Below are 10886 nucleotides of genomic sequence, written 5' to 3'. Positions count from 1 at the left end.
CGCGGCCCACGCGGCGAGCTTCTCGTAGGCGACCACGGCGTCGACCAGTTCGGCGTCGGTCAGCGCGGCCGGGTGTGTGGTGGCGAAGTCGAGTTCGGCGGCGAACACCCCCGACGGCGGGGTGTCGGCCATGGTGGGCGGGGCCTGGGCGGCGTCCCACTCGGGCGCGTCCGGTTCGGGCGCGTAGGGCGCGGCGACGGATGGGAACATGTGTTCGACTATACCGCCACTGACCTGCGTGAAGATGCCGCTTGTCGACACGGGTCGACCATTCGGCGACCCACTACGATCGGGAGATCGACGCCCCACTAGAGCGGCCGACCCGACCCGCTACGGGGATCGAGTGGTTCATTCGGTGGCAAGTCGATCCGTACCGCAGGCGCGCCAGCGCCGAGGAACGGAATCGGCGCGGCAGCACATCGGTAGAGGCCGACCACCCCCACCCGGAAGATTCGCCGAGACGCCCGAACCCGGCCCACCCGACCCGGCGGGCAGCCCCGACGTGGGTCGGTAGAAGCCGACCACCCCCGAAACGGTTCACCTGAACCCCGGAGGGGTCACCGAACCCCGAACCCGGCCGGCCCGACGCCACAGGCGCACCGGCGTCGAGGAGCGGAATCGACGCGGCAGCACCTCGGTAGGTCGACCACACCCGCCGCGGCGCAGTACGGAGTCGGCCCGGGAGCCGTCGGGATGCGACGGGACAGACCCCGCATCCGCCGCAACGCGGCGTTCGCAGGCGAGAGCCGGTCCCGCTACTTCTTCTCCCGCCACGCCCGCTCGAACGGCAGCCGCCAGGCGTTGGGGGCGATCAGCTGGTGGATCGCGTTGGGCCCCCACGTCCCCGGGGCGTAGCTCTTCACCGGGGGCGGGTCCTCCTGCAGCAGCGCCGAACGCTCCCACAGCGACTCGATACCCTCGGCCGTGGTGAACAGCGTGTGGTCGCCGCGCATCGCGTCGAGGATCAGCCGCTCGTAGGCCTCCAGCACGTCACCGGCACGGTCGGTCTCCTGCGTGGAGAACTGCATCGACAGCTTCTCCAACCGCATGCCCGGGCCGGGGCGCTTGCCGTAGAACGACAGTGACACCCGCGACGCGTCGGCCAGGTCGAACGTGAGGTGGTCCGGACCCTGCGCCCCGACCCCCGACCCGCTGGGGAACATGGTGCGCGGCGCCTCCTTGAAGGCGATGGAGATGATCCGCATCCCCTCGGCCATCTTCTTGCCGGTGCGCAGGTAGAACGGCACGCCGGCCCAGCGCCAGTTGTCGATGCCGGCCTTGAGCGCGATGAAGGTCTCGGTCTCGGAGTCGGGGGCGACCCCGGTCTCCTCCCGGTAGCCGCCGTACTGGCCGCGCACCACGTCGGTGGGGTGGATCGGCAGCATCGACCGGAAGACCTTGTTCTTCTCCTCGCTGATCGCGCGCGGCTCCAGCGCCGTCGGCGGCTCCATCGCGACGAACGCCATCACCTGCAGCAGATGCGTGACGACCATGTCCTTGTAGGCGCCCGTCGACTCGTAGAAGTCGGCCCGCTGGTCGAGCCCGAGCGTCTCGGGGATGTCGATCTGGACGTGGTCGATGAAGTTGCGGTTCCAGATCGGCTCGAACAGGCCGTTGGCGAAGCGGAAGGCCAGGATGTTCTGGGCCGCCTCCTTGCCCAGGAAGTGGTCGATACGGAAGATCTGCGACTCGTCGAAGGCCTCGTGGACGAAGTCGTTGAGCTTCACCGCGCTGGCGAGGTCGTCGCCGAAGGGCTTCTCCATGACCACCCGGGCGTTGTGCGTCAGCCCGGCGTCGCGCAGCATCGTGATCACCGCCTGGGCCGCCTTGGGCGGCACCGAGAGGTAGTGCAGCCTGCGGACGGCCGGGCCGAGCTCGTCCTCGGCGGACCGCACCGCGGCCATCAGCCCCTGCGGGCCCGCTCCCTGCGGCACGTAGGTGAGCCGCTCGGCGAACCGCGCCCACGTCTCGTCGTCCAGGGCGCGCGTGCCGAAGGTCTCGATCGCCGACCTCGCGAGCGCCCGGAACTCCTCGACGGACATGTCGTCCATCGCGGTGCCGACGACGCGGACGTCGGGAGCCAGCGCCGAGGCCTCCAGGTAGGCCAGCCCCGGCAGCAGCTTGCGCTTGGCGAGGTCGCCGGTGGCCCCGAACAGCACGATCACGTGCGGCGCCAGCGGCTCCAGGTCGTGGCGGTGCGGTCGGGAACCCGGCGCCGGGTAGGCGATGGCGTGCATGCGGGGCTCGACCACGGTGCAACCTCCAGGTGCGCGGAACCGCACCGTACCGAGGAGCCCGGGCGTCGAGCACCACCGTCGCGGCGACGGTCGCGTGACGGTCGGATTTCGTGCGCGGGTGTAACCCTGGGCGGCCCGCGAGCGTCCTCTCCGACGACAGCGCAAGCCGACCGACCCAGAGGTGGATCCCATGTCCGAGTCCTTCAGCTCCGAGCCCTACGCCGTCGAGTTCGTCGACACCGACGGCGACGGCTACCAGGAGACCACCGTCCTCGACACCGATGGTGACGCCGTCGTCGACACCGCGCTCGTGGACGTCGACGGCGACGGCTACGACGACGTCGCGGTGTTCGACAACGTGCCCGACGGCGAGTTCGTCCCGGACGTCGTGGCGGTGGACGTCGACGGAGACGGGTACGCCGACGTGGTCTCCGACGACACCGACCTCGACGGCGTGTTCGACACCGACTCCTACCCCGCCGCCACCCCGCTCGCCGACGCCAACCCCTACGCCGCGGGCCCCTTCGACGGGTCCTGACCGGTCACGACGCGCAGAGGGCGACCCCCTGGTCGAGCGTGCGCTGCGCGTCCTGCACGCTGCGGCGCCCGTACCCGCACGACGCGGCGACGTCGACCGGGTGGCCGACCGCGGCCTCGATCGCGGCGAGCACCCCACGCAGCTCCTCGGTGCTGCGGGCCTCGTGGAGCAGGCCTGCGACGAACCGGGTGCCGACCGGCAGTCGCAGCGCGGCCAGCGGGGCGTAGAACGCGGGGTCGAGCGAGGGGGGCTCGTCGCCCGCGGCGAGCGGAGCGTGCACGAACTCGAGCGGGCGCCCGGCCGGCCAGCTGCGGGCGATCGCGTTGGCCAGCCGCACCGCCGGGGACGCGTCCCCGGTACGGGTCAGCGCCTTGTGGCCCAGGTCGCCCAGGCACAGGTGGATCCCGAACCGGGCACCCGCCGGGGAGCGGCGGGCGAGCGCGGCGACACCGCTGCCCGCCCAGCGCGCCACCGCGGTGCGCAGCGGGCCGGGGGCCATCGCCACGAACACCTGCTCGGCGGGCACCTCCAGCTGGAACACCACGTCGTCGCCCGCGGCGGCGTGGATGCGGGCGATCTCGCGCAGGGCCGCCTCGGTGAACGGCCTGCGGTGGGTGAACGGTCCGGTCGGGCCGAGGGTGAACATGGCCATGTCCAGGTCCCCCGGGATACCGACCTGGAACGGCAGGTCCGGCCGGCCGTGCTCGGCGCGCAGCTCCTCGAAGGCGGGGCGGGCGGCGGCGTGCGCGGTGGAGTGGCCGAAGTCGAGCGTGTCACCGCTGAGCCGGTGCCCGCGGCGGACGGCGAAGTTGAGCTGGTTCCCGTAGTCCGACCAGTCGCCCTCCTTCCGGACCACCAGATCGGGATACTCGCGCAGGCCGTTGATGATGTGCACGATCCAGTCGCGCCGCTCCCCCGTCTCGCCGTCGGGCAGGTACGCGAGGTGCGGCGCGGCCCGGGCCAGCATCTCCCGCATCGCCTCCGGTGCCGTCGCCGCGGGATAGCTTCCGATCACGTGCAGACGGCGCTCGACCATCGGCAGATCGTCGGTGCGCCGCCCGCGCCGGTCAATAGGCCGAACGGATCAGCAGTGGTGTGCGCGCGCCTTCCGCACATCGGCCCCTCCGGCGCGGACAGCGGGGTGCCCGCCCCTTGTCCGCCGGGGACAACGGGCGGGACGCGTTCCTCGCCTACCGTGGGACCGGAACCAGCGTGCCCACCGAGGAGACGTGACGGCGATGGCGAGCGGAGCTCTGGGCATGGTCGAGACGAGGGGTCTCGTCGGCGCGGTCGAGGCGGCCGACGCCATGGTGAAGGCGGCGAACGTGCAGGTCGAGGGGTACCGGACGCTGCGCAACGGCCAGGTGTCGATCCTGGTGCGCGGCGACGTGGGCGCCGTGCAGGCCGCGGTCGACGCCGGCTGCGCCGCCGCCGCGCGAGTCGGCGAGCTCTACGTCGCCCGCGTGATCCCCCGGCCGCACGGCGAGACCGAGGCCGTCATCGAGGCCGCGATCACCCCGACCTAGCGGCCCCCGGACGGCCGATCAGGTCCAGGCCCTCACCGGTCCCCGGGTCGTCGGACCCGCTCACCTGCAGCAGGCGCAGCGCGAAGTCGGCCCGCATCCGGTCCTCGTGGCGGCTCAGGTCCAGGCCGGTGAGCTGCTTGATCCGTTCCAGCCGGTAGCGCAGCGTCTTGTGGTGGATGAACAACCGCTCGGCCGCGACCCGCTGGGAGCAGTCCGCGTCGAAGAACCCGCGCAGCGTGCGGATCAGCGACCCGTCGTTCTCCCGGTCGTAGGCGAGCAGCGGGCCGGTCACCTCCTCGATGAACGTGAGCAGGTCCGGGTCGTCGCCGGAGCCCAGCAGCAGGCGCACGATGCCGAGCTCCTCGTAGAGGAACACGTTCTCGCCGCCGAGCCGGTGGGCGGCGGACAGCGCGGTGCGCGCCTCGTTCAGCGCGCTGGGCAGCTCCACGACGTCGTCGTGCGCCCGGCTGATCCCCCAGGTCAGGCGAAGCGCGCCGGCCCCATCCCGGACGACGGCGGTCATCCGCACCACCAGGTCCTTCACCGCGGCGCGGTCCGGGTCGGAGACGACGGCGACCACGAAGTCGCCGCGCAGGCTGGCCAGCGACAGCGCCCGCCCGTCGTCGACGCCCCGCACGGCGCGCAGCGCGGCCCGGCGCACCCGGTCGGTCCGCGAGGTGTCCCACCCGAGCTCCGCGGCGAGCTCCTCGACGTTCTCCAGCTGCCCGTAGAGCACGCGCAGGGCCCCGCCGAGCGGCACGCCCTGCTGCTGGGCGCGGGCCCGCGCGGCGATGCGGTGCTCGACCGGGCCCTGCAGCAGGTCCCACAGGACCTGTTCGAGCACCTCGGACCGGGCGCGGCTCGCCGCGCGCTGGCGCAGCAGGGCCAGCGAGCAGGCCATCGCCACCTGGCCGGCGACGACGTCCATCATCTCCGCGGAGTCACCGTCGGGGCGCAGCAGCACCCAGCCGATCCGGTCCCCGTCGGCGTGCACCGGTTGGGTCCACAGCTCCCGTCCGGCGACGGTGGTGCGTCCGGGGCGGGTGCCGGGGGGCACGGCGGCGGGCAGGTCCGCGGTGAGGCTGCGGCCGCCGTGCGCGGCGACGAGCACGCCCTGCGTGTCGTAGATCCCCACCTGGCAGCCGAGCTCACCGCCGACGGTCCGCGCGATCGCCGGCAGCCCACCGCCGTCGCGCACCGTCGTCAGCAGCGTCTGCTGGAGCCGCGACGAGCGGTCGAGCACCGCGACCTGGCGCCGCAGCGCCGCGCCGGCCTGCTCCATCTCCCGGACCGCCGTGGCCTGCTCGACGTGCAGCCGCGCGTTGTCGATCGCGACGGACGCGACGTCGGCGAAGGTCACCATCCGCCGCACGTCGCGCTCGGTGAACAGCGACGGCCGGCGCCGCCACACCTCCAGCACCCCGACCAGCTCACCGTGCAGCCGCAGCGGCACGGCCAGCGCGGACTGGGTCTCCTCCGCCACCGCGAGGAACACGAAGTCCTGGCTGATCGTGCGGTCGTCGAGGTAGTTGTCGACCTTCGCGGGCTGGCCGGTGAGGAACACCAGCCCGGCCACGCCCTGCCCGCGCTGCATCCGCAGGCGGGCGGTCTCGACGACCCGGTTGCCGACGCAGGAGCGCATCCGTACCTCGTCGCCCTCGCGCAGGAACACCCCGCAGATGTCGGCGTCGAGCAACTCGGCCGTCCGGTCTGCGATGGACAGCAGCACCTGGTCGAGATCACGGACCGACAGCAGCCGCTCGACGACGTCGCGCACGACCGCCGTCTCCGCGGCCTCGGCCGCCGCGCCGTCGCGGGCCTCGTCACGGGCCGCGGCGAGGGTGAGCCACACGCCGGCGCGGCGCAGCAGCGACCGGGTCGCGGACGGCACCGGGCGGGCCGGGTCCCAGTGCAGCTCGATCTCCTGGCCCACCGGTCGCGCCGTGACCGCCGACCCGACGAGCCGGCCGGCCAGCGCGGTCAGCTCGGCCTGCGCGGCGGCCGCGTCGGGGGGGACCGTCGCGAGGAGGCGCTCCAGCGCGGCGGCGGGCTCGTCGACGAGCAGCAGCACCCCGTGCCTCTCGCGTTCGGCTGGCGTCATCGCCGGACCTCCGGTGCTATGTCGCGATCAGCGTTTTGAGCGTACGTCGCTGTGCCATGCGTGCATATGCCTCCGGGACGCCGTCGAGCGGCACCGTCTCCGAGGCCACGACCGCCGGGGCGAGCACCCCGCTGCGTACGAGGGCCAGCAGCGGGCCGGCGTCACGGGCGAGGTCGCCGATGGCGAACGCCAGTGTCAGCTCGTCGGTGAACGCCCGGGCCACCGGCAGCGTCCAGCCCGTGTCGGTGTGCACGCCGACCGAGACGACGGTGCCGCGCCTGCGCGCCAGTGCGAACGCGGCGTCCAGGCCGCGAGGTCCGCCGATCGCGTCGACGACGGCGTCGGCGCCGCGACCGTCGGTCAGCCGGTCGATCACCGCGCGGGCGTCGTCGGGGGTCGCCACCACCGCACCGTGGGCCGCGGCGAGGTCGCGGCGGGTGTCCACCGGTTCCACGAGGACCACGATCCCCGCCCCGCAGGCCTGCGCGGCCAGGCTGGTCAGCTGCCCGACCGTCCCCCCGCCGACGACCGCGACGGTGTCTCCGGGCCGCGGGGCCGCCCGCTGCACGGCGGCGTACCCGGTGGCGAGCGTGTCGCCCAGGAACACCGCGACGTCCAGGGGGACCCCGTCGGGCACCGGCTGCAGGACCGTGTCCGCGTGCGGCACGCGCACCAGCTCGGCCTGGGCGCCCGGCAGCGGCGGTCCGAACGCCGACCCGGTGCCGAAGAACCGCCGCTCGGCGCACTCCCAGTGGTCCCCGCGCCGGCACCACCAGCAGTGCCCGCACGAGGTGAAGTCCGCCCCCACGACGAGGTCCCCGCGACGGTGCGCGTGCACGCCGGGCCCGGTGTCGACCACCTCGCCCACGAACTCGTGGCCGACGACGAAGCCCTCGGGCAGGCCCGCGGCGTGGGCCACCACGTGCAGGTCGGTACCGCAGACCGCCGTGCGCCGCACCCGCACGACGGCGTCGGTGGGGTCCTCGACGCGCGGGTCGGGAACGGTGCCCACCTCGACCCGTCCCTGCCCCGCGTACACGACGGCCCTCACGGCGACGGCGGCGTGCGGCCGCGGATCCGGTCGGCGGACGCGCGCAGGTCGGCGAGCTCGCCGGGTGGCAGCTGCACCTCGACGACCTCCCGCACGCCGTCGCGGCCCACGTGCAGGCCGAGGTGCAGCGGGTCGGGCACGACCACGAGCACGGCGTCCGGGGCGATCCGGGCGACCCGGGCGGTCGTGCGGTCGGGGCGGGCCGCGCCGCGGGCCGTCCCGGGGGGCAGCCGGGCGCCGCGGCGGAACAGCGCCCCGGACGGTGGGCGGACCGGAGCGGGTGGGGGCCCGGCCGGCCCGGGCCCCGCAACCGTGGCGGCGCTCCCCCGTCCCGGTGCGGGCGCGGGCCGGTCGCCGGTGACCGCCGCCCGCGCACCCGGCGTGGCGACGACGATCTCGACGCCGCGCTCGCGCGCCCGCTCGCGCGCCAGCGGGGTGACGACGTCGCGGGGCCCGACGGCGAGCACGCCCGCGGCGACCGCGGCGTCGACGGCATCGGCCCCGACCACGGTCACCGGACCCCCCTCCCCGGGCCGGACGAGCGGGACGTCCCCACGCCGGGTTCGTACAGGAGTCCCGCTCGTCGGCGTGGCGCGCTCATCGGGGGGCCTCCCGTCCGGTCATCGCGTCCAGGGCCGCCACCGCCGCGTCGCGGGCGGTCACCACGTCGCTCTCGGACCCGGACAGGAACATGCGCCCGAACCGGCCGACCGCGCGCAGCTCGATCACGGTGATGTTCGCGGCCTTCTCGGCCTCGTTGGCCGCGACGGCGATGTAGGCGGCCGGGGCCACCTCCATGACCAGCAGGCTCCGGCCGGGCAGCAGCATCGACCCCTTGCGCCACTTGTTGAGCAGCTGCGCCTGGTAGGGGTGCACGTTGGTGATGAACTGGGTGGACGCGATCGTCGGCCGGATGCGGTCCGCCTCGGTCAGGCCGAGCTCGTCGAGCACCGCCTGGCCGGACGCGAGCACCTCCGCCTGCTGCTCGGAGTGGATCTCCAGCAACCCGAACTCGCGCTCGATGATCTGCAGAGCCGGGCGCACGCCGGAGGCCTTGAGCGCGATGTCGGCGGCCCGGAACACCTCGTTGCCCGGCGCCATCTCGATGTAGAGCTCCGCCATCCCGGCCAGCGGGACGTCACCCGGGCTGGTGGCCGCGATGTGCGCGGCGCACTGCGGCTGCATCCGGTCCACGAACGCGTAGGTCCGCAGGGTCGGTCCGGTGCGCAGCGTCGGCCCGGTGCTCACGGTGCGGACCTCGCGATCCCGAGCGGGGTGATCAGCAGGGCGTGCGGGTAGGTCACGACGGGACGCTCCAGCCAGCCGGCCAGCACGGAGTCCGCGCCGGGGATCATCAGGGCTCCCCCGGCGAGGTGCACGGGCAGGTGCTCCACGCCGCGGGTCATGAGGCGGACCGACTCGGCGATCCGCTGTAGCCCGGGCACGAGGATCGGCAGGGCCTGTTCGGGCTCCGCGCGCTTGTACGCCTCGGCCTGCTCGACGGTCAGGCCCAGCGCGCCGGCCAGCACCAGGTCCAGGTGGTGGCCGCCGCCGGGCCGGTCGTCGAGGACGTCGAGCACCCCGTCCCGGAAGACGCCGACGCCCGTCGAGCCGCCACCGACGTCGACGACCACACCGTCGGCGACGTCGAGCGTGCGCTGCGCGGCGGTGACCTCGTCGACGAGGACGACGTCGACGAACCCGGCCGTCTCGCAGACGTAGGTGCACGCCCGCGCGTCGCGCACGGGGATGCACGGCGGGTACGCCGTCGCGGCGGTCGTGAGCGGCCCGCCCAGCGCCGCCTCGGCCCGGGTCCGCAGGTGCGCCGTGGCGGCCACCGCCGCCGCGAAGTCGACGACCACCCCGTCGCGCAGCGCGCCGGACGGATGGGCGTCCACCCACACCGGGGCGCCGGCCGCGTCGAGCACCACCAGCACGCACGTCGCCGTGCCGAGGTCGACGCCGACCTGCAGCGGCCCGACCACCGACTCGGGGGCGCTGCAGGCCGCGGCCGCCTCGAGCAGCGCGCGCGGGTTCGTCTCCACGAGCACTAGAGCTCCACCGGGTCGTAGACGGTGCGCCAGGGACGCACCTCGTGCGCGATCCGCTTGATGTTGATCAGGTGCAGCGGGGTGACGTTGTCCGAGCAGATCGAGCCGCTCCAGGTCCCGGTGCCGAGCTGGAAGGACGGGTCGACCTCGCAGGAGTAGCCCATGCCCCCGAACAGGGCCGGAGTGTTGATCACGATCCGCCCGGCCGGGAGCGTGCCGAACGGGGCGATCTCCGCCGGGTCCGCCGCGTGCACCGCGCACGTGTGGCCCTCCCCGTCGAGCGCGAGGACCTCCCGGCAGCGGGCCCAGCCGGCCGCGGCGTCGGGCTCGCGGTACACCGAGAGCACCGGCCCGAGGATCTCCCGGGACAGCGGGACGTCGGCGCCGACCCGGTCCAGTCGGGCCGCCAGGACGCGGGTGCGGGTCGGCACGGCGAACCCGGACAGCTCGGCGAGCCGCGCCGCGCTCTGCCCCACCGCGGCCGGGCGCAGGGCGCCCCGCTCGTCGAACAGGGTGCGGACGAGGGCGGCCTGCTGGGGCTCGTTCATCCAGTGCGCGCCGCGCTGCTCGAACGCGGCGAGGAAGGCGTCGGCGACCGCCTCGACGACGACCACGGACTGCTCGGCGACGCACGCGGTGCCGTTGTCGAACGACTTCGAGGTGATGATCATCTCGGCGGCCTCGGCCGGATCCGCCACCGACGCCCCGACGTAGGCGGGCACGTTCCCCGCGCCGACGGCGATCGTCGGCTTGCCGCTGGAGTACGCGGCGCGGACCATCCCCGGCCCGCCGGTGGCGAGCACCAGCGCGATCTCGTCGCGGCGCATCAGCTCCTGGGTCGAGGACAGCGTCGGCGACTCCAGGCAGGAGATCAGCCCCTCCGGTGCACCGGCGCCCACCGCCGCCTCCGCCATGATCTCGGCGGCGCGGCGCGTGCAGCGCGCGGCCCGCGGATGCGGGGCGAGCACGATCGCGTTGCCCGACTTCACCGCGGCCAGGCACTTGAACAGGGCCGTCGAGGTCGGGTTGGTCACCGGGATGATCCCCGCGATGACGCCCATCGGACTGCCGACCGCGGTGACGCGCGCGTCCTCGTCGACCCACAGCACGCCCACGGCCCGACGCTCCAGCATCCAGCGTGCGACGAACCCGGTGTTGTAGCGGTTCTTGTGGATCTTGTGCTCGTACACGCCGTACCCGGTCTCGTCCACGGCGAGGCGGGCCAGCTCCTCGGCGGCCCCCGTCCCGGCCCGCGCCATGGCGCGCACGTAGCCGTCGAGGGTCTCCTGGTCGGCGCCGGCGAGCTCGTCGAAGGCGCGCCGAGCGGCCCGGGCCCTGCTCCGGACGTCCGCGAGGCCCGCAAGATCGGCGTCCACCGGGGG

The 10886-nt window shown here is 74.4% G+C and carries 11 protein-coding genes; 2 read left to right on the top strand and 9 right to left on the bottom strand.

Going from position 1 to position 10886, the window contains the following annotated elements:
• On the bottom strand, positions 1 to 210 hold a 210-nt coding region (locus Q1K26_RS07280; protein WP_300008741.1), incomplete at its 3' end, for a hypothetical protein.
• Positions 211 to 755: 545 nt separating this feature from the next.
• Positions 756 to 2252 (bottom strand): glucose-6-phosphate dehydrogenase, encoded by a 1497-nt coding sequence (gene zwf / locus Q1K26_RS07275; RefSeq protein WP_300008739.1) that lies wholly within the window; start codon positions 2250 to 2252, stop codon positions 756 to 758.
• A 175-nt stretch (positions 2253 to 2427) separates the two neighbouring features.
• On the opposite strand from zwf, the gene Q1K26_RS07270 reads away from it, so the two are divergent.
• On the top strand, positions 2428 to 2775 hold the full coding sequence (locus Q1K26_RS07270) for a hypothetical protein (protein ID WP_300008737.1): 348 nt from the start codon (positions 2428 to 2430) through the stop codon (positions 2773 to 2775).
• A 4-nt stretch (positions 2776 to 2779) separates the two neighbouring features.
• On the opposite strand, the gene Q1K26_RS07265 is transcribed toward Q1K26_RS07270, so the two are convergent.
• Positions 2780 to 3811, bottom strand: coding sequence for a hypothetical protein (locus Q1K26_RS07265; protein WP_300008735.1), 1032 nt, complete (start codon positions 3809 to 3811; stop codon positions 2780 to 2782).
• 202 nt (positions 3812 to 4013) lie between these two features.
• Here Q1K26_RS07265 and Q1K26_RS07260 point away from each other — a divergent pair, with 202 nt between their 5' ends.
• Positions 4014 to 4301: a BMC domain-containing protein gene (locus tag Q1K26_RS07260; protein WP_300008734.1), complete on the top strand. Its 288-nt coding sequence runs from the start codon at positions 4014 to 4016 to the stop codon at positions 4299 to 4301.
• On the opposite strand, the gene Q1K26_RS07255 is transcribed toward Q1K26_RS07260, so the two are convergent.
• The 6 genes from Q1K26_RS07255 to Q1K26_RS07230 form a co-directional block, all read right to left on the bottom strand.
• Entirely contained in the window at positions 4288 to 6402 is a 2115-nt protein-coding gene (locus Q1K26_RS07255; protein WP_300008732.1) for a helix-turn-helix domain-containing protein, read from the bottom strand. The genes Q1K26_RS07260 and Q1K26_RS07255 overlap by 14 nt on opposite strands.
• Positions 6403 to 6418: 16 nt before the next feature.
• A complete protein-coding gene (locus Q1K26_RS07250) occupies positions 6419 to 7453 on the bottom strand; it encodes an alcohol dehydrogenase catalytic domain-containing protein (protein ID WP_300008731.1) in 1035 nt (344 codons plus the stop codon).
• Positions 7450 to 7968 carry a hypothetical protein gene (locus Q1K26_RS07245; RefSeq protein WP_300008728.1) on the bottom strand — a complete coding sequence of 173 codons (519 nt, stop codon included), beginning with the start codon at positions 7966 to 7968 and terminating at the stop codon, positions 7450 to 7452. Before Q1K26_RS07245 ends, Q1K26_RS07250 begins: the two co-directional genes overlap by 4 nt.
• 82 nt (positions 7969 to 8050) lie before the next feature.
• Positions 8051 to 8701, bottom strand: coding sequence for a hypothetical protein (locus tag Q1K26_RS07240; RefSeq protein WP_300008726.1), 651 nt, complete (start codon positions 8699 to 8701; stop codon positions 8051 to 8053).
• Positions 8698 to 9504 carry an ethanolamine utilization protein EutJ gene (gene eutJ, locus Q1K26_RS07235; RefSeq protein ID WP_300008724.1) on the bottom strand — a complete coding sequence of 269 codons (807 nt, stop codon included), beginning with the start codon at positions 9502 to 9504 and terminating at the stop codon, positions 8698 to 8700. The genes Q1K26_RS07240 and eutJ overlap by 4 nt, the downstream gene beginning before the upstream one ends.
• Complete coding sequence (locus Q1K26_RS07230; RefSeq protein ID WP_300008722.1) at positions 9504 to 10880, bottom strand: aldehyde dehydrogenase family protein; 1377 nt, start codon at positions 10878 to 10880, stop codon at positions 9504 to 9506. The genes eutJ and Q1K26_RS07230 overlap by 1 nt, the downstream gene beginning before the upstream one ends.
• Between the last annotated feature and the right edge of the window lie 6 nt (positions 10881 to 10886).

Origin of the sequence: Pseudonocardia sp. (genome assembly GCF_029263155.1) — a bacterium.
Lineage (GTDB): Bacteria > Actinomycetota > Actinomycetes > Mycobacteriales > Pseudonocardiaceae > Pseudonocardia.
The sequence above is the reverse complement of the archived record's forward strand: the minus strand, read 5'-3'. Positions and strand labels throughout refer to the sequence as shown.

Excerpts from the sequence above, each read along its gene's own strand:
- Q1K26_RS07265 (WP_300008735.1), bottom strand. The coding sequence starts at position 3,811 with ATGGTCGAGCGCCGTCTGCACGTGATCGGAAGCTATCCCGCGGCGACG.
- Q1K26_RS07270 (WP_300008737.1), top strand. The coding sequence starts at position 2,428 with ATGTCCGAGTCCTTCAGCTCCGAGCCCTACGCCGTCGAGTTCGTCGAC.
- Q1K26_RS07260 (WP_300008734.1), top strand. The coding sequence starts at position 4,014 with ATGGCGAGCGGAGCTCTGGGCATGGTCGAGACGAGGGGTCTCGTCGGC.
- Q1K26_RS07255 (WP_300008732.1), bottom strand. The coding sequence starts at position 6,402 with ATGACGCCAGCCGAACGCGAGAGGCACGGGGTGCTGCTGCTCGTCGAC.